Origin of the sequence: Roseovarius salis (assembly GCF_044472985.1) — a bacterium.
GTDB lineage: Bacteria > Pseudomonadota > Alphaproteobacteria > Rhodobacterales > Rhodobacteraceae > Roseovarius > Roseovarius salis.
Map to the genome: position 1 here is coordinate 52,922 of NZ_JBISDG010000005.1, position 24,861 is coordinate 77,782.

General features: G+C 67.0%; 21 protein-coding genes and 1 riboswitch. Of the genes, 7 read left to right on the plus strand and 14 right to left on the minus strand.

The annotated features are described in order from the left end of the window. The first annotated feature begins 17 nt into the window (after positions 1-17). Both gyrB and ACH13J_RS03025 read left to right on the plus strand, forming a co-directional pair. Positions 18-2,435 (plus strand): DNA topoisomerase (ATP-hydrolyzing) subunit B, encoded by a 2,418-nt coding sequence (gene gyrB, locus ACH13J_RS03020; protein WP_397541835.1) that lies wholly within the window; start codon positions 18-20, stop codon positions 2,433-2,435. Between the two features lie 155 nt (positions 2,436-2,590). Then, positions 2,591-3,481 carry a dihydrodipicolinate synthase family protein gene (locus ACH13J_RS03025; protein ID WP_397541836.1) on the plus strand — a complete coding sequence of 297 codons (891 nt, stop codon included), beginning with the start codon at positions 2,591-2,593 and terminating at the stop codon, positions 3,479-3,481. A 2-nt stretch (positions 3,482-3,483) separates the two neighbouring features. On the opposite strand, the gene ACH13J_RS03030 is transcribed toward ACH13J_RS03025, so the two are convergent. The 9 genes from ACH13J_RS03030 to ACH13J_RS03070 all read right to left on the minus strand — a co-directional run bounded on the left by ACH13J_RS03030 (position 3,484) and on the right by ACH13J_RS03070 (position 13,847). Beyond that, positions 3,484-4,797, minus strand: a complete 1,314-nt coding sequence (locus ACH13J_RS03030) for an insulinase family protein (RefSeq protein WP_397541837.1) — start codon at positions 4,795-4,797, stop codon at positions 3,484-3,486. A gap of 8 nt (positions 4,798-4,805) precedes the next feature. After that, the gene (locus ACH13J_RS03035; protein ID WP_397541838.1) at positions 4,806-6,137 is read right to left on the minus strand and encodes an insulinase family protein; all 1,332 of its coding nucleotides are present in this window, start codon (positions 6,135-6,137) and stop codon (positions 4,806-4,808) included. Between the two features lie 132 nt (positions 6,138-6,269). Then, positions 6,270-6,797: a DUF3035 domain-containing protein gene (locus tag ACH13J_RS03040; protein WP_397541839.1), complete on the minus strand. Its 528-nt coding sequence runs from the start codon at positions 6,795-6,797 to the stop codon at positions 6,270-6,272. 54 nt (positions 6,798-6,851) lie between these two features. Next, positions 6,852-7,322 (minus strand): signal peptidase II, encoded by a 471-nt coding sequence (gene lspA, locus ACH13J_RS03045; RefSeq protein WP_397541840.1) that lies wholly within the window; start codon positions 7,320-7,322, stop codon positions 6,852-6,854. 24 nt (positions 7,323-7,346) lie between these two features. Next, entirely contained in the window at positions 7,347-8,936 is a 1,590-nt protein-coding gene (gene purH, locus ACH13J_RS03050) for a bifunctional phosphoribosylaminoimidazolecarboxamide formyltransferase/IMP cyclohydrolase (protein ID WP_397541841.1), read from the minus strand. A gap of 25 nt (positions 8,937-8,961) precedes the next feature. Then, complete coding sequence (locus tag ACH13J_RS03055) at positions 8,962-10,704, minus strand: heparinase II/III family protein (RefSeq protein WP_397541842.1); 1,743 nt, start codon at positions 10,702-10,704, stop codon at positions 8,962-8,964. A 135-nt stretch (positions 10,705-10,839) separates the two neighbouring features. Next, positions 10,840-10,974 (minus strand): aa3-type cytochrome c oxidase subunit IV, encoded by a 135-nt coding sequence (locus ACH13J_RS03060; protein ID WP_397541843.1) that lies wholly within the window; start codon positions 10,972-10,974, stop codon positions 10,840-10,842. Between the two features lie 111 nt (positions 10,975-11,085). Then, the gene (locus ACH13J_RS03065; RefSeq protein WP_397541894.1) at positions 11,086-12,129 is read right to left on the minus strand and encodes an MBL fold metallo-hydrolase; all 1,044 of its coding nucleotides are present in this window, start codon (positions 12,127-12,129) and stop codon (positions 11,086-11,088) included. Next, on the minus strand, positions 12,129-13,847 hold the full coding sequence (locus ACH13J_RS03070; RefSeq protein WP_397541844.1) for an acyl-CoA dehydrogenase family protein: 1,719 nt from the start codon (positions 13,845-13,847) through the stop codon (positions 12,129-12,131). Before ACH13J_RS03070 ends, ACH13J_RS03065 begins: the two co-directional genes overlap by 1 nt. 129 nt (positions 13,848-13,976) lie before the next feature. Here ACH13J_RS03070 and ACH13J_RS03075 point away from each other — a divergent pair, with 129 nt between their 5' ends. Then, positions 13,977-14,936 (plus strand): L-threonylcarbamoyladenylate synthase, encoded by a 960-nt coding sequence (locus ACH13J_RS03075; protein WP_397541845.1) that lies wholly within the window; start codon positions 13,977-13,979, stop codon positions 14,934-14,936. A 59-nt stretch (positions 14,937-14,995) separates the two neighbouring features. Here the strand turns inward: ACH13J_RS03075 and ACH13J_RS03080 are convergent, their stop codons facing one another. Continuing rightward, complete coding sequence (locus ACH13J_RS03080; protein WP_397541846.1) at positions 14,996-15,547, minus strand: invasion associated locus B family protein; 552 nt, start codon at positions 15,545-15,547, stop codon at positions 14,996-14,998. Between the two features lie 184 nt (positions 15,548-15,731). Here ACH13J_RS03080 and ACH13J_RS03085 point away from each other — a divergent pair, with 184 nt between their 5' ends. Together ACH13J_RS03085 and ACH13J_RS03090 are read left to right on the plus strand one after the other, a co-directional pair. Beyond that, on the plus strand, positions 15,732-16,727 hold the full coding sequence (locus tag ACH13J_RS03085) for an asparaginase (RefSeq protein WP_397541847.1): 996 nt from the start codon (positions 15,732-15,734) through the stop codon (positions 16,725-16,727). 276 nt (positions 16,728-17,003) lie between these two features. Further along, on the plus strand, positions 17,004-17,261 hold the full coding sequence (locus ACH13J_RS03090; RefSeq protein WP_397541848.1) for an EF-hand domain-containing protein: 258 nt from the start codon (positions 17,004-17,006) through the stop codon (positions 17,259-17,261). Between the two features lie 43 nt (positions 17,262-17,304). Here ACH13J_RS03090 and ACH13J_RS03095 read toward each other — a convergent pair whose 3' ends face one another. The 4 genes from ACH13J_RS03095 to serB form a co-directional block, all read right to left on the minus strand. Beyond that, entirely contained in the window at positions 17,305-18,000 is a 696-nt protein-coding gene (locus tag ACH13J_RS03095) for a thiamine ABC transporter ATP-binding protein (RefSeq protein ID WP_397541849.1), read from the minus strand. Further along, complete coding sequence (locus ACH13J_RS03100; protein WP_397541850.1) at positions 17,987-19,543, minus strand: thiamine/thiamine pyrophosphate ABC transporter permease ThiP; 1,557 nt, start codon at positions 19,541-19,543, stop codon at positions 17,987-17,989. Before ACH13J_RS03100 ends, ACH13J_RS03095 begins: the two co-directional genes overlap by 14 nt. Then, a complete protein-coding gene (gene thiB / locus ACH13J_RS03105; protein WP_397541851.1) occupies positions 19,519-20,496 on the minus strand; it encodes a thiamine ABC transporter substrate binding subunit in 978 nt (325 codons plus the stop codon). The genes ACH13J_RS03100 and thiB overlap by 25 nt, the downstream gene beginning before the upstream one ends. Positions 20,497-20,537: 41 nt before the next feature. Next, a riboswitch (TPP riboswitch) is annotated at positions 20,538-20,647 on the minus strand. Between the two features lie 268 nt (positions 20,648-20,915). Next, positions 20,916-21,782, minus strand: coding sequence for a phosphoserine phosphatase SerB (gene serB, locus ACH13J_RS03110; protein ID WP_397541852.1), 867 nt, complete (start codon positions 21,780-21,782; stop codon positions 20,916-20,918). 159 nt (positions 21,783-21,941) lie between these two features. Here serB and ACH13J_RS03115 point away from each other — a divergent pair, with 159 nt between their 5' ends. Beyond that, the gene (locus ACH13J_RS03115) at positions 21,942-23,096 is read left to right on the plus strand and encodes a phosphoserine transaminase (RefSeq protein WP_397541853.1); all 1,155 of its coding nucleotides are present in this window, start codon (positions 21,942-21,944) and stop codon (positions 23,094-23,096) included. A gap of 96 nt (positions 23,097-23,192) precedes the next feature. Further along, entirely contained in the window at positions 23,193-24,788 is a 1,596-nt protein-coding gene (gene serA / locus ACH13J_RS03120) for a phosphoglycerate dehydrogenase (protein WP_397541854.1), read from the plus strand. Positions 24,789-24,861: the final 73 nt, after the last annotated feature.

The following is a 24,861-nucleotide window of genomic DNA, read 5'->3' on the forward strand; positions in this document are numbered from 1 at the left end:
AACGAAGGATTTCCTGCATGGCTGAAGCAGCAGCGTCGCCGGACGAATATGGCGCCGGTTCCATCAAGGTTCTCAAGGGGTTGGAGGCGGTCCGCAAGCGCCCCGGCATGTATATCGGCGATACCGATGACGGCTCGGGCCTGCATCACATGGTCTACGAGGTCGTCGACAACGGCATCGACGAGGCGCTGGCGGGGCACGCCGATGTCGTGACGGTCACGATCCACGGGGATTCCAGCGTTTCGGTCAGCGACAACGGCCGAGGTATTCCCGTCGAGCTGCACGAGGAAGAAGGCGTTTCGGCCGCCGAGGTCATCATGACCCAGCTGCACGCGGGCGGCAAGTTCGACCAGAATTCCTACAAGGTGTCCGGCGGCCTGCACGGCGTTGGTGTTTCGGTCGTCAACGCGCTCAGCGACTGGCTCGAGCTGCGCATATGGCGCAACGGCAAGGAGCACGTCGCCCGCTTCGAACATGGCGAAACGGTCGAGCATCTGCGCGTCGTGGGCGATGCTGACGGACGCCGCGGCACCGAGGTGCGGTTCCTGGCCTCGACCGACACCTTCTCGAACCTCGACTACAGTTTCGAGGTTCTCGAGAAGCGTCTGCGGGAACTGGCCTTCCTGAATTCCGGCGTCCGCATCATCCTGCGCGACGAACGCCCCGAGGAGCCGCTGCAATCCGAACTGCACTACGAGGGCGGCGTGCGCGAGTTCGTGAAATACCTTGACCGGCACAAATCGCCCATGCTGCCCGAGCCCATATTCGTACAAGGAGAGCGCGACGGTATCGCGGTCGAGGTGGCGATGTGGTGGAACGACAGCTATCACGAGACGGTCCTGCCGTTCACCAACAACATCCCGCAGCGCGATGGCGGCACGCACCTTGCGGGGTTCCGCGGGGCGCTGACCCGCGTGTTGCAGAAATATGCCTCCGAGAGCGGGATCGCCAAGAAGGAAAAGGTGTCCTTCACCGGCGACGACGCGCGCGAGGGGCTGACCTGCGTGCTGTCGGTCAAGGTGCCCGATCCCAAGTTTTCCAGCCAGACCAAGGACAAGCTCGTCAGCTCCGAGGTGCGCCCGGCGGTCGAGGGGTTGATGAGCGAGAAACTCGGCGAGTGGTTCGAGGAGAACCCGAACGAGGCCAAGCAGATCGTCGGCAAGATCGTCGAGGCGGCGCTGGCGCGAGAGGCCGCGCGCAAGGCGCGCGAGCTGACCCGGCGCAAGACGGCGATGGACGTCAACTACCTTGCGGGCAAGCTCAAGGACTGCTCGGAAAAGGATGCGTCAAAAACCGAGTTGTTCCTCGTGGAGGGGGACTCGGCCGGCGGATCGGCACAGACCGGGCGCGACCGCGCCACGCAGGCGGTGCTGCCGCTCAGGGGCAAGATCCTGAACGTGGAACGCGCGCGTTTCGACCGGATGCTGTCCAGCCAGGAAATCGGCAACCTCGTGATGGCGCTTGGCACCGGCATCGGGCGGGACGAGTTCGACATCTCGAAGCTGCGCTACCACAAGATCATCATCATGACGGATGCCGACGTTGATGGCGCGCATATCCGCACCTTGCTGCTGACCTTCTTCTACCGGCAGATGCCCGAACTGATCGAGGGAGGCTACCTCTACATCGCGCAGCCGCCGCTCTACAAGGTCGTGCGCGGCAAATCGGAGGTGTATCTCAAGGACGAGCCGGCGCTGGAGGACTACCTGATCGCCCAAGGCACCGAGGACGCGGTGCTGCGCCTCGGCTCGGGCGAGGAAATCGTCGGACCCGATCTCGTGCGCGTGGTCGAGGAGGCGCGGCAGGTCAAGCGCATCCTCGAGGCCTTTCCGACCCATTATCCCCGGCACATCCTCGAACAGGCGGCGATCGCCGGGGCCTTCGTGCCCGGCCGCGCCGACGCCGACCTGCAGGGAGTGGCCGACGCGGTGGCGGAGCGGCTGGATCTCATCGCCGTCGAATACGAGCGGGGCTGGCAAGGCCGCCCCACGCAGGATCACGGCATTCGCCTGACCCGCGTGTTGCGCGGGGTCGAGGAGGTTCGGACGCTGGACGGCCCGGTGCTGCGCTCCGGCGAGGCCAAGCGGCTCGGCCAGTTGACCGAAACATTGCAGGAGGTTTACACGCGCCCCGCAACGCTGCACCGCAAGGACCGCGCGCAGGACATCTACGGTCCGCTGAACCTGCTGGACGCGGTACTCAAGGAGGGCGAAAAGGGGCTTACCCTGCAACGCTACAAGGGCCTTGGCGAGATGAACCCGGATCAGCTTTGGGAAACCACGCTGGACCCGGAGGCACGTACGCTCTTGCAGGTCAAGATCGACGACGTGGCCGAGGCCGACGATCTGTTTACCAAGCTGATGGGCGACGTGGTCGAGCCTCGCCGCGAATTCATCCAGCAGAATGCCCTGAGTGTTGAAAACCTCGATTTTTGAGAGGCCACTGCGAACAAGACAGCCTGCGAGCGTGGCGGGCCCTGCGGGCGCAAGGCGGTGATCCGGCGGGAACGCGCTCGTGCGGTGTTGGCGGGGGCCGCTTTGACACCCTGCGCGGCGGATGATCCGGGCATGACCCGGGGAAAGGATATCACATGACCGACCGTCTGCACGGCGTCGTCACGCCGCTCCTCACGCCGTACAACGATGATCTGTCCGTGGCGACGGACCTGTATCTGGATCATGCGCATGCCTGCCTTGAGAACGGTGCGCATTACCTGTCGCCCTTTGGCACGACTTCCGAGGCGCTCAGCCATTCGGTTCGGGAGCGGATGCAGGTGCTGGAGCTGTTGATCGACTCAGGCGTGGCGCGGCCCGGGCAGCTCTTGCCGGGAACGGGTCTTTGTTCCCTGGAGGAAACGATCACCCTGTGTCGGCACGCGGTCGATGTGGGGTGCGCCGCAGTCATGACGCTGCCGCCATTCTTTTTCGTCAACGCGACCGACGAAGGGCTGTATCGCTATTTCAGCCTTCTGATCGAGGGCATCGGGTCAGACGCGACAAGGATCTGTTTGTACCACATCCCCCAGATGGCAGGGATCGGCATATCGCCCGCGCTTGCCGCGCGCCTTGCCCAAGCATTTCCCGGAATCGTCGTCGCCTACAAGGACAGCTCGGGCGACTGGGAAAACACCCGCGCCGTGATCAACGCCGCCCCGGGTATTTCGGTGTTTCCGGGCTCGGAAAGCCTGATGTGCGCGGCGATGCGCATCGGTGGCGGGGGCTGCATTTCCGCCAGCTGCAATTCCAATGTCGCAGCGATCCGTGCGCTTCATGATATTGCCGCGTCCGGGGACTGGGCCGCCGCCGCGGAAACGCAACGCTCCGTTGATCGCCACCGTGAGGCCATTCAGGCGGCCGGGCTGATCCCGGCGCTGAAATCCCTGAAGGCGCATCAGACCGGTGATCGCCGGTGGCTCACCCTGCGCCCGCCGCTAGAAGACGCCGACCCGGCCCTCGGGCCACGGATCGCCGCGACGCTGTAGCGTCAGTTCGTTGCGTCGAGCCCCTTCGGCTGGCCGACGACGACAAAGGTCAGCATGTCGGGATCCATCAGTTCCCTTGCCACGCGATTCACATCGTCCAGCGTTACCGCGTTCATCTTGTCGTTGCGGGTGGCGATGTACTCGGTGGGCATTCCGCGTAGCTGCATCCCCGCGGTGATATCCGCGATGGCGCTGTTGCCATCGAATCTGAGGGGATAGGCGCCGGTGATGTATGTCTTGGCGTCTTCCAGTTCCTCGGCGGTCACGCCTTCGGCCTGGATGCGCGCCCATTCGGAACGTATGACGTCGATCGCTTCTGCCACCCTGTCATTGGCGGAAGACACCGACCCCATCCAGATATCGGCGTTGTCGCGATTTACGAGGTAGGAATAGACGCCGTAGGTCAGGCCCCGCTTTTCCCGCACTTCCCGCATCAATCGGCTCGTGAAGCCGCCGCCGCCCACGATATGGTTGAGCACGTAGGCAGCGAAGAAGTCCGGGTGATCCCGCTCAATTCCAGGCTGCCCGAACATGACAGCGGATTGCGGCGTGTCGAATTCGACCACCCTGGTTCCGCCCGGCAGCGTCAGGTCCGCTTCTTTCGGCAGGGGGGCGCCCTTGTCAGGCAGCCCGCCAAGCAGATCGTCCACGAGCTTGGACAACTCTGCCGCCGTAATGTCGCCGGCCGCGCTGACATAGACCCTGTCGCGGGCGAACACGGCCTCGTGTGCGTCCATGATATCGTCGCGGGTCAATCCGTTGACGCTTTCGATCGTGCCGGTTTCGGGGCTTCCATAGGGGTGATCACCGTAGACCAACTCGGAAAACGCGTCACCGGCGATATCATCGGGATCCTTCCTTTCGGACCGGATGATTGATAGCACCTGTGCCCGCACGCGCTCGATCGCCGTCTGGCTGAAGCGCGGCTCAGCAAGGCTGGCGCGCAGCAGGCCGATCGCCTCGTCCCGGGTTTCGGTCAGGAAACGGGCCGAGACGCGCACCGCGTCATCACCGGCGTCATAGCTGAACTTCGCCGCGATCGCGTCACGGGCCCGGGCAAAGGCGCGCGCATCCATGTCGCCCGCGCCTTCCTCCAGCAGGGACGTCATAAGGTTCACGGCGCCGCGATTGCCCTGCGCATCCAGCGATGCGCCTCCGCGGAATCGCAACTCGAGCGCGACGAAAGGCAGCGAGTGATCCTCGACCAGCCATGCGTCTATGCCGCTTTCGCTCGTGACTTCCTGGATGTCGACCTCGGCCCGGGCGGGCAGCGCAGCCAGCAGTAGCAGGAGCGCCAGCAGCGGAGACCAGAGCATTCTGGGAATCATTGGGTCACCTCCGGCGCCTTGAGCCACCCGGTCACGGCCGCTTCGCGGTCGAATACCTGCCGCGCAACCCGCATGACGTCCTCTTCCGTGACGGACTGGAGCACCTCTGGCCATGCCTGTACGTCCTCCACCGTCAGCCCCTGGGTCAGCGCGCGCCCATACCGGTTGGCAAGGCGAAACACGTTGTCGCGCGCATAGACCTCCTGCGCGCGCAGCTGCATCTTCACGCGGTCCAGGTGCGCAGGGTCGATACCGTCCTCGAGGAAGCCTGTCAGCACCTCGTCCAGCGCGGTTTCCGCCTGCTCGAGCGTGACACCCGGTGCCGGCACGACGACGAATTCGAACGTCGTATCATCCAGCGCCTTGCCGCTGTAACGGGCCGCGGTGTAGACGGCTATCTTGTCCTCGAACTGGAGCTTCGCGTTCAGAACCGATGTCGTGCCATCGCCCAGCACATCGGCCAGAACCGTCAGCGCGGCCGCCGTTGCCTGTGCGCCGCTGTCGCGTTCGGGTGCAAGGTAGCTGCGCATGACGAAGGGCTGCCCCACCCGGTCATCCTCCAGCACGATGCGGCGCTCGGCCAGTTGTCTGGGCTCCTGCGGGCGGCCGCGTTCGGGCAGCTCCGGGTTGGCGGGGATCTTGCCGTAGTATTTCCGCGCGAGCCGCGACACCTCTTGCGGCGTCACGTCACCCGCCACGACAAGGATCGCGTTGTTGGGGGCGTAGTAGGTTTCATAGTAGCCAAGGGCGTCCTGCATATCCAGTGCGCTCATCTCCTGTTGCCAGCCGATGATGGGCGTGCCGTAGGGATGATTGAGATACTGCGTGGCGTTCAGGCGCTCGCGGAAAAGTCCGGCGGGATTGTTTTCCACCCGCTGGTTGCGCTCCTCGATGATCACGTCCCGCTCGGTGGCGATGTCGGCTTCCCTGAGACGGAGGTTCACCATCCGGTCGCTCTCCATGCGCATCATCAGCTCGAGCCGGTCTGCCGCAACGCGCTGGAAATACGCGGTGTAGTCATAGCTGGTAAAGGCGTTGTCACGCCCGCCATTGCGCGCCACGGTGGCCGAGAACTCGCCGGGCTCCAAGGTGTCGGTTCCCTTGAACATCAGGTGTTCGAGGAAGTGCGCGACCCCCGAAACGCCGGGTGGTTCGTCCGCCGATCCGGCCCTGTACCAGACCATGTGCACCGCCGCCGGGGCGCGGTGGTCCTCGATCACGACAACCTCCATCCCGTTGTCGAGCGTCATGGTCGTGACCGCGTCCTTGGCCCGCGCCGGCACGGCACCGACGAGAACGACGGCCAGCAGGGCCACGAGTTTGCGCATATCGGTCTCCTTGCCGCTTGGTTCGGGCATCGCAAGTCTGCGCAAGTCTGCGCCTGCCCGCCGTTTCATGAGCAAGATACGGTGCCTCGGCGGCAATTCAAGGAATCTGTCAGGCTTGTGATCGCGCCCCGCTTATTCGGACGGTGGCGGCGCGGACGGTGTGACGATCCCGGCGCGGCGCAGTCTCTGCTGTTCTTCTTGCGCATCCAGCCACTGGCGCTTGTAGGCTTCCGTGTAATCGTCCCGCGGCCCGATCCGCAGGAGGTTCCGCTTGCCATAGGCGCGGCGCAGCTGCTCGTCCTCTGCGCGCAGCGTCTGGCGGATACCCGGCTGCGTGCCGAACCGCCCCGCATGACGCACCAGCCCGGCATCGCGCGGCGGTATGCCGCCCTGCGCGGTCGCGCCTGCATTGCCCCCGAGCGCCGCGATGCCCTCGGCCTTGGGGTCGCGGTCGGTGCGGTTGGCGCCCCCCGGGTTCGGAGCGGGAAGCGCCGAATAGCTCTCGGGCTCCTGCAGCGGCTTACCGGGCGTGATCAGGAATTCATCGGGTCCCTCGTCCGGATTTTTCAACCGTGTCAGGGTCACGTCCTTGTCGCCCGCCCCGCAGGCGGCGACAGTGAAAACCAGTCCCAGCAGTATCAGCACCCGCGGCAGCGTCATCCGCATCTCTCCAAAGCCCGTCCCGCGCACCCCTAACCCATCACGGGGCCGAGGTCACGCGGGCTTTTTGCCACCGCTGAACATTATCATACCCAATGCCCCGGCGAAAACCGCGATGTCGGCGACGTTGAAGGCGTAGGGATTGTCGATTCCGCAGCACGACATGTTCAGGAAATCGGCCACCGCCCCGTAAAGCACCCTGTCAACGACGTTGCCCAGTGCGCCGCCCACCAGCAGGCCGGCGGCGATTTTCTGCCATGTCCCGCCCGGCTCGTGCCGAACCCACCACAGCACCCCGGCCGAAATGACCAGCGCTATCGCGATCAGCACCCACCGCGTTAGCGGGCCGTCGCCCGCGAAAAGCCCGAAATTGATGCCGTGATTCCATGCCATGCGCAGGTTCAGATAGGGCGGCCAGACGTCGATGGCGCCCACGCGATCAAGGTTCAGCCGGTGCAGGACCCAGTTCTTGGAGGCCTGGTCGACGAGGAAGGTTACAAGGCCAACCCAGAAAATCACGCGCATGCCGCCCTCCCGCAACAGGTAACGCTAGTGCCGGAAATGGCGCATACCCGTCAACACCATGGCAAGACCGGCTTCGTCGGCCGCCGCGATGACCTCGTCGTCGCGCATCGATCCGCCCGGCTGGATCACCGCCGTGGCGCCAGCCTCGGCAGCGGTCAACAGGCCGTCGGGGAACGGAAAGAAGGCGTCCGAGGCCACGGCGCTGCCCCGTGTCAGCGGTGTCTCCAACCCCAGCTCGGCGGCCATGTCCTGGGCCTTGCGGGCGGCGATGCGGCAGCTGTCCACGCGGCTCATCTGTCCTGCACCGACGCCCACGGTCGCGCCGTCATTGACGTAAACGATGGCGTTCGACTTGACGTGCTTGGCGACCTTCCACGCGAACAGCATGTCGGCCATTTCGCGCTCCGTCGGGGCGCGTCTGGTTACGACTTTCAGCGCATCCTCGCGGACCGTGCCATTGTCCTTGTCCTGCACAAGGTAGCCGCCCGTCACCTGCCGGAGCATCAGCGCCGCTTCCGCCGGGTCGGCCAGCCCCCCGGTCGTCAAAAGGCGCAGGTTCTTCTTGGCGGCAAAGATCTCTTTCGCGTCAGCGTCAGCGTCCGGCGCGATCACCACCTCGGTAAATATCCGCGCGATCTCCTCGGCCGTGGCCCCGTCGAGGGGAGCGTTCAGCGCCACGATCCCGCCGAAGGCACTGGTGCGGTCACAGTCGAAGGCGCGGCGATAGGCCTCCTTGAGCGTTTCACCCCGCGCCACCCCGCAGGGGTTGGCGTGCTTGATGATGGCGCAGGCCGGCCCGTCCGCCGGGGCGTATTCGCTGACCAGTTCAAAGGCGGCGTCGGTGTCGTTGATATTGTTGTAGCTCAGTTCCTTGCCCTGATGCTGAACCGCGGTGGCCACGCCGGCCCGGGTGCTGCCGTCGGTGTAGAATGCGGCGCGCTGATGCGGGTTCTCGCCGTAGCGCAGGGTCTGGGCGAGCGTGCCGGCAAAGGCGCGGCGCCGCGGCGCGTCCTCGCCGATGGCCGAGGCCATCCATGTGCTAACCGCCGCGTCGTAGGCCGCCGTGCGGGCAAAGGCCCTTTGCGCCAGTTTGCGGCGGAACTCGGAGCAGGTGGCGCCGCCGTGCCGGTCCATTTCACCGAGAAGCGTGTCGTAATCCTCAACGTCCACCACGACGGTGACGTGGGCATGGTTCTTGGCCGCCGCGCGGATCATCGCCGGCCCGCCGATGTCGATGTTCTCGATGCAGGTGTCGAAACCGGCCCCTTTCGCCACGGTTTCCTCGAAGGGGTAGAGGTTGACCACCAGCAGATCGATCGGACTGATACCGTGTGCCTCCATCGCGGCGGCGTGGTCCTCGTTGTCACGCAGGGCCAGCAGGCCGCCATGCACCATCGGGTGCAGCGTCTTGACCCGGCCATCCATCATCTCGGGAAAGCCGGTCACCTCGGATACATCCCGCACCGCCAGCCCCGCCTCGCGCAGGGCTTTCGCACTGCCGCCGGTCGAGACGAGCTCCACCCCCCTGTCGGCCAGCTCTGTGCCCAGTCGGGCGAGGCCGGTCTTGTCGGAGACGGAAATCAGGGCACGGCGTACGGGGGCGCGGTCTGTCATCGGCGGCAAATCCTCGGGTCGGGTTTCAATCTTCGGTCACGAGGTCCAGACTGTCCTGCCCCAGATCACGAACCGCGACGGGCGAATCCTGCGGCTTGGCCAGGGACCATCTCGTGCGGGTCGCATACTCCATCGCGCGGCAGGATAGAACGATCTGTTTGGTCGCACGCGGCTTCAAGCGTGTTTTTTCCATGTAAACGCTGGATTCCACGGACATGTCCGCGCTCCCGTCCGAGCGAAGCACCCATATTTCGCCGCTCATCAGGGCCATCGACACCGCCGATCCCCCCATGTCGAGCGAAACATCCACGTCCGGGTGCAGGTGAAAGCGTATCTCGTATGGGATCCCGCCCAGCCCGGTCGCGTCGAGGGCGCGGTCGAATCGCCGCTTGTCGGCGTCGTCGAGCGCCAGCAGCATGTCCTCCCCCGCGAGTCCGCGGCCGTCGAAGGTCAGTTCCAGCTTGCGGACATGTGTCAGCCCGTACTCCTTGAGGTACCCGTCATGGCCGCCCTCGAAGCGAAGCCCGTCCGGCGCCTGGCTCACCTCGATGGGCACGCGGCGGGGCGCACTGACAAGGAATTCACGGCTGCCCCGGGCGGGCGCGGTACGTGCGCTGGAGCGTTCATCCACCACCAGCGTGGAATGCGACGGCGTCGCGCGCCCGGCGCGCCGCCAGTCCATTCCGAAATTGGCGCCCGACCCGCAATTGACGATCAGCGGGCGCCGACCCGAGGTCAGCTCGAAGGCCAGCGTCGACGCATGGCCGTCGGCCGAGGCCTTGCCGGTGGGCGGCGGCGCGGCGTCGACGATGACGCTGGTCCGTCCTGCGCTCAGCCGTGCGAAACCCATCGACAGGCCATCCGGCGCGCGCCCCTTCACGCCGCTGTTGGCCAGCGCGTGATCCAGCCGCCCGGGCAGGCCGCGTCCGCCGCCGTGGAAACGGGCCAGCCCACCATCGGCATGGCGCAGCGTGCGCAGCGTCGGCGCGATCCGCTCGATCGCCTGCCAGTGCGCGTTGCTGACGCTATGCCGCGATTCGCCGAGCGCCACGGCCACCCATGTCAGCAGGGTAAAGACGTCCAGCAGTTCCTCTGGGTTGCGCGTGGGCAGACCGCCCTGCGCGTCGATCTGCGCTTCGCATTCGCGATCCAGCGCGGCCACGGCGGGGGCGATGTGGCCGTCCATTCCCTCCAGCGAGATGCCTGCATAGATCAACCCCGTGAGGGCCTCGAACCGTGGCAGTCCCGGCGCCGACGCTTTCCACCGGCGGCCCAGGAATTCCGTCTGTGCAGCAAGCGACTGGTAGAACGCGTGCGATGCCTCGCTGTCCTGACCGCGCAACACGAACAGGGCGTGGCTGATCCAGCGGATCAGGCGCCGCCCCGTAAGGTCCGGCGTCCAGCCGGGGCCGTGACCCCCGCCGTAAAGCACGATCCACCGCCAGAGCCACTCCTGCGCGCGGGCCTGCGCCTTGGCGTCGCCCGCCGCGGCGAGGTCATCCAGCCAGCCGAAACCGTGCAGCGCCTCGGCAAAGGCGGTGTCGGGCGGTGCCAGATCCCACATCCCGGCATCAGGGTCCTGCAACAGGTGCCCGGCGAACAGGAAATTCCCCGCAGACAGCTGCCGTCCGCGGGCATAGCTGCCGATCGTGCGGGGTTCGGGCTGGGAAATGAACGCGGTCGCGGGACGCCCCATGGCGGCACGCCACGCCGCAAGACGGTTTCTCGCCCGCGTCCAGCGCGTCGACAGATTGTCGAAAAACTCCATGCCACGTGCCTCATACGCGCTCTTCACGGCGCCGTTGGAGGCAGTATAGCGCGCACATGGCGACAAGTCACGGCAGATCGGGCAATCGGCGGCTCGCGCCGTCGCCGTACCGTGATTCGTCCACGCGGGGCGGTATCAGGCGTTGACCAGCGCCATGAAGATCAGGACAACGATGACGGCGACGACGGTCCAGGCTGTGGCACGGATAAAGCCCTCGAACGTCTTTTCGTGCTCTTCGATATTCATATCGCCATGCTTGTGCTCAGCCATGTCTTTTGTTCCTTGAAGCCGATAATCGCGTCAGGTTGGTCGATACTGCATTTCCATGCGCCTGTCACCACCCTCTTGCCGGACGGGGCCAGGTGCCGCGGCGCGCCCGGGTTACTTTCGTGACCACCACAGCCAGGCGCCGTCCTCCCGCCGCCGGCGCGTGATCTCTCCTGCATGGTACAGGTGGTTGAGATGCGCCACCGCCTCTACCAGGGCAAGCCCGTACACGCCCTCGTCGATGTCGCGTTTGAAGATGGGTCGGAAACAGTCAGCCGCGGTGCGGGGTTCGGCGAGGTGGTCGCGCAGCCGGTCGAGTGCGCCGTGGTGGTTCTCGATCAACTGGCGCATGCGCACGGGCAGCCCCGTGAATGGCAGCTTGTGCCCCGACAACACGAGGTGATCCTCGCGCGCCAGCGTCGCCAGCCGCCCGCAGGCCTCAAGCCACTCTCCCACCGGATCGGCCTCGGGTTCGGTCGGGTAGACGCCGAGATTGGGGCTGATCGACGATATGATCTGGTCGCCGGCGATCACCAGGTCGTCGTCGCGGCTCCACAGGGTCAGGTGCTCGGGTGCATGGCCGTTGCCGATATGCACATCCCACGACCGCCCGCCGGCGCGGATCACGTCGCCCTGCCTGGCCCGCGTGTAACCCACCGGCAGCGGGTGACAGGTGTCGGCGAAATTGTAGGGCCGCTGGGTCCGCCGCCGCTCGAACATGTCGGGGTCCATTCCCGCCGCCCGCCAGAAATCCAGCGCCTGCGGGGTCGGGCGGTCTTCCTCGTCGAGGATCAGCATCCGCGCGGTCAGCCACGCGGTGCGCGTGGTCGTCAGCTCGGCGCCACAGGCATCCATCAGCCATCCCGCCATCCCTACATGGTCAGGGTGGTGGTGGGTCACGATAACGCGGTGCACGGGCTTGCCGCGCAGAGGGCCCTCCAGCAGCCGCTGCCAGAGCGCGATGCCGCGTTTTGACCGGATGCCGGTATCCACCAGCGTCCAGCCGTCGCCGTCATCCAGCGCATATACATTGACATGATCCAGCGCCATGGGCAGGGGCAGGCGGATCCACATCACGCCATCTGCGATCTGTGTCGCGGTCCCGTTCTCCGGCGCATGTTCCCAAGGGTGCCGGATGATGCCGTGTGCTCCGTCCATCATGCCGACAGGTCCTCCGGGGAGACGGCAAACAGATCATCCGCCCCGGCCGTGGCATGCGCGATGTGGCCTGCATGCTCGGGCAGCAGGCGGGTGATGTAGTACCGCGCCAGCCGCGTGCGGGGGCCGTCGCCCCCCTCGGCCATCGCGGCGCAGAGGTGGAAATGCGCCCCCAGAACCCGTGCCCACCCGCGCAGGAACGGCATCGCGCCCGCGAAGCGCTGGTTCATGTCATCCTGCGCGACCATCCATTCGGTCGCCTCGCGCAGCGACTCGGTCGCGCTCCAGACTGGTCCGGCCAGATCGGGCAGACGGCCGCGGGCGGCCTCGGCCTCGGACTGCATCTCGTCCACAAGCGCCTGCGCCGCTTCGCCGCCATCCATGAGCTTGCGGGCCGCGAGGTCCATGGACTGGATGCCGTTGGTGCCCTCGTAGATCGCCGTCACGCGCACGTCGCGGGAATACTGCGCCGCGCCGGTTTCCTCGATGTAGCCCATGCCACCATGCACCTGAACGCCCAGATGGCTGACGCGGATGCCCGTCTCGGTGCCGAAAGCCTTGGTGATCGGCGTCAGGAAGGCCGCCCGCGCCGACCAGTCCGGCGCACCGGTGGCGTGGGCCATGTCCGTGGCAAGGGCATTGGCAAGCGCGATCGCCCGGGCCGCGAATGTCTCGGCCCTCATGGTGGCCAGCATGCGGCGCACATTTGCATGATCAATGATCGCGCCGGTTCCCCCCACGACCGGGGCCTTGCCCTGTTGCCGGCCGAGCGCGTGGGCGAGCGCGTGCTGATAGGCGCCCTCGGCCACGCCGATGCCCTGAACACCCACGCCAAGTCGGGCATTGTTCATCATCGTGAACATACAGCGCATCCCGTCATGTTCCTCGCCGACCAGCCAGCCGGTGGCGCCGTCGTACTCCATCACCGCCGTGGGGCTGCCATGCAGGCCCATCTTGTGCTCGAGGCTCAGGACGTTGACACGGTTGCGCCTGCCGGGTGTGCCGGTCTCGTCCGGAATGTATTTCGGCACGAGGAACAGGCTGATCCCCTTGGTCCCCGGCTTGCCGTCGGGCAGGCGTGCCAGCACGAGGTGGCAGACATTCCCGGTGAAATCGTTATCGCCCCAGCTGATGTAGATCTTCTGGCCCGAGATGGCGTAGGTGCCGTCGCCGTTGCGCTCGGCCCGCGTGCGCAGCGCGCCCACGTCACTGCCGGCCTGTGATTCGGTCAGGTTCATCGTGCCCGACCACGCGCCGCTGATCAGCTTTGGAAGGTAGACCGCCTTGAGCGCGTCGCTTGCGTGGCTTTCAAGCGCCTCGATCTGGCCCTGCGTCATCAGGGGGGCGAGTTGCAGGCTCAGGCAGGCGCCGCTCATCATCTCGTTGACGGCGGTTGTCAGCGCCATCGGCAGGCCTGCGCCACCATGGGCAGGGGCGGCGCTGGTCGAGATCCAGCCGCCCTCGGCAATGGCGCGGTAACCTTCGGCGAACCCCGGGGTCGTGCGCACCACGCCGTTTTCCAGCCGCGCGGGATGCAGGTCGCCCGCCCGCTGAAGGGGGCTCAGCACCTCCTCGCACATGCGTCCGGCCTCGGTCAGCACCGCGTTGACCAGTTCGGGCGTCGCCTCCTTGAACCGTTCCGTCGCCGTGACCGCCTGGAGGTCCAGGACGTGATCGAGAAGGAAGCGGAAGTCCGCGACTGGTGCGCGATAGGGCATCAGGGCTCTCCTGTTCCGTCTGTCAGCGCGGCCGCCGCGCCTTGGCATCGCGGCCCGGCGGCTTTATGCGTTACCGCCGCGTGTCTAGACTAAACCGGTCACGGCCGCCAGCAACAGGAACGCAGCGTCATGGATTCCACCGGCCCCACAACGGAAACTCTGGCCGCTGACCGCGACGGGATCGCCCGCGCCGCGGAGATCCTGCATGCTGGCGGGCTCGTCGCGTTTCCGACCGAAACGGTTTACGGCCTCGGCGCCGACGCGGCCAATGGCCGGGCGGTGGCGCGCATATTCGAGGCCAAGCAAAGACCGCGTTTCAACCCGCTCATCGTGCATGTGGACAGCGCCGCCACTGCGCGGCAGTTCGTCGAGTGGTCAGAGGCGGCCGACCGCCTTGCCGCGGCCTTCTGGCCCGGTCCGCTGACCCTTGTGCTGCCGCTGAAGGCCGGCGCGGGGCTCTCGCCGCTGGTCACGGCGGAGTTGCCCTCGCTTGCGGTGCGCGTGCCCGCCCACCCCGTGGCGCGCGACCTGCTGCGCGCCTTCGGTGGCCCCGTCGCCGCCCCCTCGGCCAACCCGTCGGGCCGGATCAGCCCCACCACCGCGGCGCATGTGCGCGCTGGCCTGCGGGGCCGGATCGAGGCGGTGATCGACGGTGGGGCCTGCGGTGTCGGGCTGGAATCAACGATCATCGGGCTCACCGGCATGCCGACCTTGCTCCGCCCCGGCGGCCTGTCGGTGGAGCAGATCGAAACCACCCTCGGCGAAGAGCTGGCCTTTCACGCCGCGGACGATCCGTTGAGCTCGCCTGGACAGCTCGCCTCCCACTATGCGCCGGCAGCCCCGGTGCGGCTGAACGCGGATGCGCCGCGCGAGGGCGAGGTGCTGCTCGGGTTCGGCCCCGTCGACAGTGACCTCAACCTGTCGCGCTCGGGCGATCTGGCCGAGGCCGCGGCCAACCTCTTTGCCTGCCTCCACGCACTTGACGCGCGCGGCGCTGCCATCGCGGTGTCCCCGATCCCCGAGACGGGCCTTGGCCGCGCGATCAACGACCGGCTGCGCCGCGCAGCGGCGCCACGCGACGGCATCTGACCTGACATGGGGAATTTCCGTTCATGGTGCCGGCCGCGTACCGTGCTGCCGGTCAGGCGTCATTGCTGGCAACGTTTCTCGGCCTCTTCCATGGCGGCCGTGTAGCCCATGAGCGAGAACGTGTCCTTGGTGGTCGTGCCCCGGGTGGAGAGCGCCGTCAGGACCGCGTCCGTGCCGCGCTTCATCGCCGCGATGATCTTGGCGTCGTCGGCGGTGCTGGCGGGCCATGCCCACTCGCCTTCGGTGAACATCTCGAACTCCTCGTCGCCGATCTTGACGTTGACGGTGGTGTCCTCCGCGAACGGGTAGCCACCGGTAAAGGTCACTTGTCCGTCAACGCCGGCATCGGGCCGGAAGAAGGTCATCAAGAGGATCTCGCCGCGGCGGACCTGCACCACTTGGCCATCCTTGGTGTTGACCGTCTTGGTGGGCGAGGAGACCGCCCAGCATTCCCTTGGCTCGCTGTCCTCGAAAACGCTCCATGCGGTTTCCGCGGCGACCTGGTTGGTGCTTTCTTCCTGCGCCTTTACCGCCGCGCCGGTCGCTGCCGCCGCCAGAAAGCCACCCGCAAGAATGCGCAAAGCTGTCAGGCGTGCAATCGGTGATCCCATTCTACCAGCCTCCAAGCTGTTCTTCGCCTCAACCTTTCCGGGCCGCCCGGATCTCTTTCCGGATTGTGGTTGCAGGGCGGCCGAATTCCCTCGACATTGCAACATTAGCCCGAAAGTGGCGAGACATGAAGGGTTTGATTGGCGGAAATTCGCGTGCCCACCGGCGCGTGACAAAGGAGGAAAAATGACGGGTGCAGTTCCGTTGACGGAAATATGGCGCGGGCCCCTCGCAGAGAGCCGCCACGCCGGCCACGCCGTGATCTGTGATGCCGCCGGCGCCATCCACGCGGCATGGGGCAACCCCGACACCGAGGTATTGCCGCGCAGCTCCGCCAAGATGATTCAGGCCCTGCCGCTGGTCGAAAGCGGCGCCGCCGACGCGCACGGCCTGACACCGGAGCATCTGGCACTGGCCTGTGCTTCCCACGACGCCGCCGACATGCACACGCGCCGCGTGTCGGATTGGCTGGCAGACCTCCGGCTCGGCGACGGCGATCTGCGCTGCGGCCCGCAGGAGCCTGCCGACATTCCCGCGCGCAACGCCCTGATCCGCGCCTTCGAAGAGCCCTGCCAGATCCACAACAACTGCTCCGGCAAGCATGCCGGTTTCCTGACGCTCGCCGCCCATCTCGGCGCGGGGCCCGAGTATGTTGATCCCGACCATCCAGTGCAGCGCGCCTGTCTCTCCGCCTTCGAGGATGTTACGGCTCAGCCCAGCCCCGGGTTTGGCATCGATGGTTGCTCGGCGCCCAATTTCATCACCTCGGTACACGGGATGGCACGGGCGATGGCAGCCTTTGCCACCGCCATGGAGGATGCCGGTCGCCGCCAGTCCGCGATGGTCCGGCTCTGGCAGGCGATGGTCACCCACCCCGCCCTGGTCGCGGGCGAGGGGAGGGCCTGCACCGAGCTGATGCGCGCAACCAAGGAACCCGTGGCGCTCAAGACCGGGGCCGAAGGATTCTTTGCTGCCATTCTGCCCGCGCGGGGGATGGGGATCGCGCTCAAGATCGAGGATGGCGCGACCCGCGCCGCCGAATGCACCGTCGCGGCCCTGCTGGTACGCCTCGGCGCCCTGGAGGCCGATCACCCCGCGGCGCGGCGGTTCCTGAATGCGCCGGTGCTGAACCGCCGAGGCATCGAAACCGGCCGCATCGTTCCCGACAGCGGGCTTGTCTGACTCGGCCGGCGAATGTTCGCCGCGTCCCGGCGGGCGGCCTTGCATGCTCGGTTCCCCGCCGAAACCGGGGATCCCGCCCCGCGGTTTCCCGCCTGTGCGGCGCGGTCGCGTTTGGTCGGGCAGGGCTCCGCCGGCGGCGACCCCGGATTTCGGCCCGTTCCCGCCCTCATGGCCGCTATGCGCACAAGGCGGCAGACAGACAGGCATTCATGGCGACACTTTCACCTCGGGGGCGCAAAAGCTCTCGAAGGATGAAACCTCGAAAGGAAAGTATCCATGACCAGGAACTTTACAGCCGCAGCCGCCATCCTTGCCATTACCCTGCCGGCCGTTGCCTTGGCAGAGACCTCGGTAAAGATGGATGCTGATGGCGACGGAAGCGTGACCATGAACGAGTTCAACGCCGCGATGCCCGATGCGGGCGAAGGTGTCTTTACCCAGATCGATGCCAATGCAGACGGAACGCTGAGCGCCGAAGAGATCACTGCGGCCCGCGAGGCCGGCGTGCTGCCGGCCATGTCGTCCGAAGGTTGATGCATCGCCCGGGGCGCGGGCGACATGCGCGCGCCCCGGACCCTCAGCCGCCGAGGTAGGCGCGGAGCGCCGCCGGCGGATCATCGAAGAGCGCGGCGGTTTCCACGGGCGGATGGGCAATACCGGCTTCCACCAAGATGACCTCTTCGGCGAATTTCCGGGCATCCTGCGGGTCGTGGCTGACCATCAGGACCGTCGCGCCGCTTTCGCGCGCCAGCCCGGCAACGAGCTCGAGCATCTCGTCCTTGAGAGCGGGGCCGAGCGCGCCGAACGGCTCGTCCAGCAGGAGGATTTCGCGCCTCTGGACCACGAGCCGCGCCAGCGCCACGCGCGCCCTTTGCCCGCCAGAGAGCGCGGATGGCTTGCGCCCGCCCAAGCCGGACAGCCCCACGCGTTCCAGCGCCGCCGCCACCTCCGCATTCTCTGCCGGCGACAGCCGCAGGGCAGGGCGCAGCCCCAGCCCGACGTTCTGTGCCGCGGTGAGGTGCGGGAACAGGTTGCCGTCCTGGAACAGCATGGCGACAGGGCGCTCCCCCGGTGCCATTCCCGTGATCGGTTGCCCCTTCCATGTCACGCGGCCCGTCCCGACGGGCAGGAACCCGGCGATACCCTCCAGCAGGGTTGTCTTGCCCTCTCCGGATGGCCCGATCACGGCCACGCGCCGGCCCTTGGCGACCTCGAAATCCGCTCTCAGGCGGAAATCGCCGTTCTCCATGACGCAGCCTTCAAGCTTCAACATGCCAGCGCCCACCCCTGTCCAGTGCCCAGAACGTGCCCACCGACAGTACCAGAAGCAAGAGCGCCGCGCCCGCCGCGGCCTCCATCCGGTAGGCGCCCATGAGTCGGTAGATCTGCAGGGGCAGCGTGGCGATGTCGGCGTCCGCGAACAGCGTGATCACCCCTAAATCCCCCATCGACAGTGCCATGGCCAGGCCGGCGGCGAACCCGATCTGTGCCCGCATCCGCCGCAGGAATACCAGCCTCAGGAAAGGCCCCCCCGCCAGGCCGAGCGACAGGCCCAGCCGGCCGTACCGGCCCACGACCTCGCGCGCCCGTGGCACCAGGATGCGCAGCGCAAAGGGCAGCGACATCACCGCGTTCACCAGCGCCGTGACCGGCAACGCCAAGGCGGTCGGGTCCGCCAGGGGGCGGATCAGTATGAAAAGCCCCGTCCCGATAACCAGCGGCGAGGCGGCAAGCCCCAGAAGCCCGGCCAGTTCCAGCAGGCCGTGACGGCCGAGCGCCACCGCCGCTGCCATCGGCACCGCCGCCGACAGCAGGATGACCGTGCTGCCCGCCGCGACCGCCAGCGAAACGGCCGCTGCCTCCAGCACCGCGCCGGGCATTCCTGCCACGCCGGGCAGCCCGGTGGCCAGTATGGCCGACAGCGGCAGCATCAGGAAACCCGCGGCGAAAACGATCCATGCCGCGTCGCCCGCCCGCGCAGCCGGCGACCGCCCGTCCCACCGCCGCACCGGCCGGTCGAGCCCGGCGCCGAAGCCGGTGCCCTTCGCAAGCCGCAACGCCGCCAGCGCGGCCGCGCTCGTGAGGATGATTTGCAGGCCGGAAAGCATCGCGGCCCTGCCAAGGTCGAACTCGAAACGGAAGGACTGGTAGATGGCCAGCTCGATCGTGGTGGCGCGCGGCCCGCCCCCCAGTGTCAGCGCGACGGCAAAGCTCGTCAGGCAGATGGTGAAAACGACCGCCAGCGCCCCCGGCGCCACCTGCCGCAGCATCGGCGCCTCGATGAGCCTGAACATCGCCATCGGGCCTAGATTCAGCTGCGCGGCAAGGCGGAAGCGTTCCGCCGGCACCTCCTGCCAGCCCTGCAGGATCAGGCGCGTGGCCAGCGGCAGGTTGAGGAACACATGGGCAAGGACGACCCCGTGAAGCCCGTAGATCTGCAGGGGTGGCAGGCCGAACAGCCCCGCGATTTCGCTGATCCAGCCGGCCCGGCCGAAGACCTCGAGAAGGCCCAGTATCGCGACGATCACCGGCAGGATGAAGGGCACGCCCAGAAGCGCGATGAGCGTGTTGCGCCCGGGAAACCGCCGCCGCGCCAGCGCCCGGGCGACCGGGACGGCCAGCCCCACGCTGATCAGCGCGGACAAGGTGGCCTGAAAGACGGTGAAACGCAGCGCGGCCCAGTCGGCGGCGGCCATCCCTCCCCCGGGTTCCGCCCGCAGCGCGACGGCGGCCAGCGTGCCAAGGATCAGCGCGGCAAGGCAGGCCGCCGCGCCGATCCCGGGCCACGCCGCTAGCGGCTGAGCGCGGTGCGCCACTCTTCCAGCGCCTCGTCACGAATGGCCGCGGCCTCTTCCGGTGACAGCAGCAGCGACGTCTCAGGCGTCGCCAGCGTGCCGAACCCCTCGGGCAGGCCCGAGTCCGGCGTTACCGCCGGATACATCCAGTTGGTCGTGGGAATGATCGACTGGAACCTGTCGGACACCATGAACTGCAGGAACCGGTCGGCCAGCTCCGGCTGGTCCGTCGCGGCCATCTTCGCGGCGACCTCGACCTGCATGTAGTGGCCCTCGTCGAACATCGCCGCCGCCTTGCTGTCGTCCTCCTCCGCGATCAGGTGATAGGCCGGCGAGGTGGTGTAGGACAGCACCATGTCGGCCTCACCCTCCAGGAACAGGCCATAGGCCTCGGACCAGCCCTTGGTGACGGTCACGATGTTGTCGGCAAGCCCCTCCCATATCCCGGGCGCGGCATCGCCGTAGGCGGTCTTGACCCACATCAGCAGGCCGAGCCCGGGCGTCGAGGAGCGCGGATCCTGGATCAGGATCGAGGCGTCGCTCTCTGCCAGCGCCTCGAAATTGCCGGGCGCGTCGAAATCCTTGTCATGGACGAACGCGAAATGGCCCCAGTCGAACGGCACGAACACCGGGTCGTCCCACGCCACCGGCAGGTCATAGTCCGCGGTGACCGCGTGTTCAGCGAACAGCCCCGTTTCCCTCGCCCGGGCCACGAGGTTGGTGTCGAGCCCCAGCACAACGTCGGCATCCGAGCGGGCGCCCTCCAGCTTGACGCGCGCCAGCAGGGCGGCGCCGTCCTCCACGCCCACGAGGTTGAGATCGCACTCGCAGGTCTCCTCGAACGCCGCCTCGACCTTGGGGCCGGGCCCCCAGTCGGAAACGAAACTGTCATAGGTGTAGACGGTTAACTCCGGTGACTGGGCCGTGGCGGCCGTGGCACCCAGAAGCCCCGCTGCAAATGCAAGATGTTTCATGGCATCCTCCTTTGCGGCGAGAGGCAAGGCGGATCCATTCTTGCAGAAACGGAAACCTTCCCTCCGCCGGTTCTAGCCGGTTCAGGTTCAACGGGTTCGCTTGCGCATCTCAGCCGCGGGCCTGTGGCCCTTGGCACCCCGAGGTGCCTCGCAACCTAGGCGCAAGCCGCGGCGAGGGCAAGGTGTTCGGACAAAAGCATCGAGCCGGAGGCGGGTCGCGCTTGTCCCGCGGCATCGGGGCCACCGCAGGGGCCGACGGGTCAAGCCGTTCACGGGGTCGGGCGGCAGTGGCGCGTGAGGGACGCCTCCGGCGGGAGTATTTGGGGCAAGATGAAGACGGGGCGCCCCGGCGATCTTCATCTTGCCGGAAATACTCCGGGGGTTCGGGGGCTGGCCCCCGATGGACCACGCGGCGCGGCCTATGCGAACGCGTCCCGCGCGTAGCCTTGCAGGTATAACAGCGCCGTCAGGTCGCCGTGGTCGATGCGCACGTCGCATTGCGCGGCGACCGCTGGCTTGGCATGCAGCGCCACGCCGGTGCCGACCCGGCCCAGCATGCCGAGGTCGTTCGCGCCGTCGCCCACGGCGATCACGTCCGATTCGGCGATCCCGAGCCGCGCGGTGATTTCCTGCAGCGCCTGCACCTTGGCCTCGCGGCCGAGGACAGGGCGCGCCACGTCGCCGGTCAGGTGGCCGCCGCGGGCCAGCAGGGTGTTGGCGCGGTGCTCGTCGAAGCCCAGCTCCGCCGCGATCCGCGCCGTGAAGGCGGTGAACCCGCCGGAAACCAGCGCGGTGTAGGCGCCGTGCGCCTTCATCGTCGCCACCAGCGTCCGCCCTCCTGGCATGAGGCTGATGCGTTCGGCCAGAACGGTGTCGATCGCGGTTTCGGGCAAGCCCTTGAGCAGCGCGACCCGCTCCAGCAGCGCGCCCTCGAAATCAAGCTCGCCGTTCATCGCCCGCGCGGTGATCTCGCGCACATGTGCGCCGACGCCCGCGGCCTCGGCCAGCTCGTCGATGCATTCCTGCCGGGTCATGGTGCTGTCCATGTCCGCCAGCAGCATTTTCTTGCACCGTCCCTCGGCGGGCTGCACGACGAGATCCGCACCCATGCCGCGTATCTCTTCGGCGACCTGCGCCTGGTTGCCGGGCAGGGTGGCGAGGGGGATCTCCGCCGCTTCGTCGGGCGCCAGCCATGTGGCCTCGCCCCCGCCCCAGGCGTTGCGGACGGTGTCGACAAGGGTGGGATCCAGCGCGCCGCGGGGCGCGATCAGCGTGGCGATGTACATTGTCCCGGGTTTCCGATCGTAGGCGATGATGTCGCGATTGGTGGCTCAGGCGACGTTCTAGCGACAGATCGAGGCTTGCGAAAGGCCGGTTTCCGGCGTAAAGCCGTCCGTGGGACACCCCTCCCCAACGAGGGGCGACTATCTGGAAGGTTAGGACATATGACAGATCAGAAACCGGCAACGCGGCCGGCCAACCCGCGTTTTTCCTCCGGCCCCTGTGCCAAGCCCCCTGCATTCTCGCTTGAAAAACTGGCCGACGCGCCGCTGGGCCGCAGCCATCGCGCGGCCGTGGGCAAGGCCAAGCTCAAGGCGGCCATCGACGGCACGCGCGAGATACTGGGCATCCCCGACGATTACCGTGTCGGTATCGTGCCCGCCTCGGACACCGGGGCGGTGGAGATGGCCATGTGGAGCCTCCTGGGGGCGCGCCGCGTCGAGGTGCTTGCCTGGGAAAGCTTTGGCGCGGGCTGGGTGACCGACGCGGTCAAGCAGCTCAAGCTCGACGCCGAAGTCAAGGAGGCCGATTACGGACAGATCGTGGATCTCGACGGCGTGGATACCGACAATGACGTGGTGTTCACCTGGAACGGCACCACCAGCGGTGTGCGCGTGCCCAACGGCGACTGGATCAAGGACGACCGCGCCGGGCTGACGATCTGCGACGCGACATCAGCGGCCTTCGCGCAGGAGCTGCCGTGGGACAAGCTGGACGTGACCACCTTCAGCTGGCAGAAGGTGCTGGGCGGAGAGGCCGCGCACGGGATGATCATCCTCAGCCCGCGGGCGGTGGAGCGGCTGGAAAGTTACACCCCGCCCTGGCCATTGCCCAAGATCTTTCGCCTCACGAAGGGCGGCAAGCTCAACGAGGGCATCTTCGAGGGCGCGACGATCAACACGCCCTCGATGCTGGCGGTGGAGGACTACCTGCTGGCGCTGGACTGGGCGCGCTCGGTCGGCGGGCTGGAGGGGCTGCGCGAACGCGCCTATGCCAACCTCGCGGCGGTGCAGAGCTTCGTGGCCGAGCGTGACTGGATCGCCTTCCTCGCCGAGGATCCGGCGGTGCGTTCCAACACCTCTGTCTGCCTGAAGTTCACCGACGACCGGATCGCCGACGGCGCGGCCTTTGCAAAGGCCGTCGTCAAGCGGCTGGAGGCGGAGGGCGTGGCGCACGACATCGGCGCCTACCGCGACGCACCCCCGGGCCTGCGCATCTGGTGTGGCGGCACGGTCGAGGCCACGGACGTGGCCGCGCTGATGCCGTGGATCGAATGGGCCTACGAGGCCGAGATCGCGGCGCTTTCCGAGACGGCGTGAGGGGGGCCGGGCTGAAGCCCGGCCTACGAGATGCTCCGCAGGGTGGGCGCCGGCCCGCCCATGCTTCCGACCAAATTCAATCAAAGGACCAGAAACATGGCTCCCAAGGTACTCGTCTCCGACAAGCTGTCGGAAACCGCCGTGCAGATCTTCCGCGACCGGGGGATCGAGGTGGATTTCATGCCCGAGCTTGGCAAGGACAAGGAAAAGCTGGCCGAGGTGATCGGCGAATATGACGGGCTGGCGATTCGCTCGGCCACGAAGGTGACGCCCAAGATCCTCGACGCGGCCACAAGGCTGAAGGTCGTCGGGCGCGCCGGGATCGGCACCGACAATGTCGACAAGGATGCCGCCTCGAAAAAGGGCGTGATCGTCATGAACACGCCTTACGGCAACATGATCACAACGGCCGAGCACGCCATCGCGATGATGTTTTCCATTGCCCGCCAGATCCCCGAGGCCAGCGCCTCCACCCAGGCTGGCAAGTGGGAGAAGTCCAAGTTCATGGGCGTGGAACTGACCGGCAAGACGCTGGGCGTGATCGGCGCGGGCAACATCGGCGGCATCGTCTGCGACCGGGCACGGGGGCTGAAGATGAAGGTCGTGGCCTACGACCCTTTCCTCAGCCAGGAGAAGGCCGACAAGATGGGCGTGGAGAAGGTCGAGCTGGACGACCTGCTGGCACGGGCCGATTTCGTCACGCTCCACGTGCCGCTGACCGAGCAGACCAAGAACATCCTCAGCCGCGAGAACCTGCAGAAGATGAAGAAGGGCGCGCGCGTGATCAACTGTGCCCGTGGCGGGCTGGTCGACGAGCAGGCGCTGGCCGATCTGATCAAGTCGGGCCACATCGGCGCCGCGGGCTTCGACGTGTTCGCCGAGGAACCCGCGCACGAAAACCCGCTTTTCGGTCTGCCCAACGTGGTGTGCACGCCGCACCTTGGTGCGGCGACGACCGAGGCGCAGGAGAACGTGGCGCTGCAGGTGGCCGAGCAGATGTCGGATTACCTGCTGACCGGGGCGGTGACCAACGCGCTCAACATGCCGTCCGTCACGGCCGAGGAGGCCAAGGTCATGGGGCCGTGGATCAAGCTGTCCGACCACCTCGGCAGCTTCATCGGCCAGATGACGGACGAACCCATCAAGGCGATCAACATCCTCTATGACGGGGTGGCCAGCGAGATGAACCTCGACTCCCTGACCTGTGCCTCGGTCGCGGGGATCATGAAATCAGTCAACCCGGAGGTGAACATGGTTTCGGCGCCGCTGATGGCCAAGGAACGCGGGGTGAAGATCTCGACCACGCGGCAGGACAAGTCCGGCGCCTTCGAGGGCTACATCAAGCTGACCGTCGTCACCGACAAGCGCGAACGCTCCATCGGTGGTACGGTGTTCTCGGACGGCAAGCCGCGCTTCATCCAGATCAAGGGCATCAACATCGACGCCGAGATCGGGCGCCACATGCTTTACACCACCAACCGGGACGAGCCGGGCATCATCGGCACCTTGGGCAACACGATGGGCGGTAGCGGCGTGAACATCGCCAACTTCACCCTCGGCCGGGCCGCGGCGGGCGGCGAGGCGATCGCGCTGCTCTACGTCGATGCCCCGGTTCCCCCCGAGGTCATCGAAAAGCTGCAGGAGACGGGCCTGTTCCAGCAGATCCGTCCGCTGGAATTCGACGTGGGCTGAGTCCGGCCCTTTTGCAAAGAACTGACCCCGCCCGTCGCACGGGCGGGGTTTCGTGTTGATTTCTGCTGGCCGT

Excerpts from the sequence above, each read along its gene's own strand:
- gyrB (WP_397541835.1), top strand. The coding sequence starts at position 18 with ATGGCTGAAGCAGCAGCGTCGCCGGACGAATATGGCGCCGGTTCCATC.
- ACH13J_RS03025 (WP_397541836.1), top strand. The coding sequence starts at position 2,591 with ATGACCGACCGTCTGCACGGCGTCGTCACGCCGCTCCTCACGCCGTAC.
- ACH13J_RS03030 (WP_397541837.1), bottom strand. The coding sequence starts at position 4,797 with ATGCTCTGGTCTCCGCTGCTGGCGCTCCTGCTACTGCTGGCTGCGCTG.
- ACH13J_RS03035 (WP_397541838.1), bottom strand. The coding sequence starts at position 6,137 with ATGCGCAAACTCGTGGCCCTGCTGGCCGTCGTTCTCGTCGGTGCCGTG.
- ACH13J_RS03040 (WP_397541839.1), bottom strand. The coding sequence starts at position 6,797 with ATGACGCTGCCGCGGGTGCTGATACTGCTGGGACTGGTTTTCACTGTC.
- lspA (WP_397541840.1), bottom strand. The coding sequence starts at position 7,322 with ATGCGCGTGATTTTCTGGGTTGGCCTTGTAACCTTCCTCGTCGACCAG.
- purH (WP_397541841.1), bottom strand. The coding sequence starts at position 8,936 with ATGACAGACCGCGCCCCCGTACGCCGTGCCCTGATTTCCGTCTCCGAC.
- ACH13J_RS03055 (WP_397541842.1), bottom strand. The coding sequence starts at position 10,704 with ATGGAGTTTTTCGACAATCTGTCGACGCGCTGGACGCGGGCGAGAAAC.
- ACH13J_RS03060 (WP_397541843.1), bottom strand. The coding sequence starts at position 10,974 with ATGGCTGAGCACAAGCATGGCGATATGAATATCGAAGAGCACGAAAAG.
- ACH13J_RS03065 (WP_397541894.1), bottom strand. The coding sequence starts at position 12,129 with ATGGACGGAGCACACGGCATCATCCGGCACCCTTGGGAACATGCGCCG.
- ACH13J_RS03070 (WP_397541844.1), bottom strand. The coding sequence starts at position 13,847 with ATGCCCTATCGCGCACCAGTCGCGGACTTCCGCTTCCTTCTCGATCAC.
- ACH13J_RS03075 (WP_397541845.1), top strand. The coding sequence starts at position 13,977 with ATGGATTCCACCGGCCCCACAACGGAAACTCTGGCCGCTGACCGCGAC.
- ACH13J_RS03080 (WP_397541846.1), bottom strand. The coding sequence starts at position 15,547 with ATGGGATCACCGATTGCACGCCTGACAGCTTTGCGCATTCTTGCGGGT.
- ACH13J_RS03085 (WP_397541847.1), top strand. The coding sequence starts at position 15,732 with ATGACGGGTGCAGTTCCGTTGACGGAAATATGGCGCGGGCCCCTCGCA.
- ACH13J_RS03090 (WP_397541848.1), top strand. The coding sequence starts at position 17,004 with ATGACCAGGAACTTTACAGCCGCAGCCGCCATCCTTGCCATTACCCTG.
- ACH13J_RS03095 (WP_397541849.1), bottom strand. The coding sequence starts at position 18,000 with ATGTTGAAGCTTGAAGGCTGCGTCATGGAGAACGGCGATTTCCGCCTG.
- thiB (WP_397541851.1), bottom strand. The coding sequence starts at position 20,496 with ATGAAACATCTTGCATTTGCAGCGGGGCTTCTGGGTGCCACGGCCGCC.
- serB (WP_397541852.1), bottom strand. The coding sequence starts at position 21,782 with ATGTACATCGCCACGCTGATCGCGCCCCGCGGCGCGCTGGATCCCACC.
- ACH13J_RS03115 (WP_397541853.1), top strand. The coding sequence starts at position 21,942 with ATGACAGATCAGAAACCGGCAACGCGGCCGGCCAACCCGCGTTTTTCC.
- serA (WP_397541854.1), top strand. The coding sequence starts at position 23,193 with ATGGCTCCCAAGGTACTCGTCTCCGACAAGCTGTCGGAAACCGCCGTG.